The following is a 286-nucleotide window of genomic DNA, read 5'->3' as shown; positions in this document are numbered from 1 at the left end:
GGAAATACCCTCACGGCAAAGCTTTCTATCAAGCATGGATTATGCAAATAGATAAACTCAGAGCTCTTCCACTTTCCCCATCTCGTGCAGACTGATTCCTGCATCCAGAAGATCTTTATTTAATGAAGGATAGAGTGAAGTCAAAGACTTCGCTATTTGGAGCATAGAAAGGCTGAGGCGCCATTCACATCTATAAAAAGGCTTAATGCCTGAAGCGTGCAGGCGGAAGGTGGCGACTCCATGCACAGGATATGACGGCAAGCTGAGACTAAACTGGGCAACGCCC

1 pseudogene is annotated in these 286 nt (G+C 46.5%); it reads right to left on the bottom strand.

Annotated elements, in window-relative coordinates:
- Positions 1-60 precede the first annotated feature (60 nt).
- Positions 61-171: pseudogene (locus P6709_RS19850) on the bottom strand (3'-5' exonuclease); the annotation flags it as partial.
- Positions 172-286: the final 115 nt, after the last annotated feature.

The organism is Jeotgalibacillus sp. ET6 (assembly GCF_029667115.1).
In the GTDB taxonomy this organism is placed as follows: Bacteria; Bacillota; Bacilli; order Bacillales; family Jeotgalibacillaceae; genus Jeotgalibacillus.
This window is presented reverse-complemented; position numbering and strand designations above follow the sequence as displayed.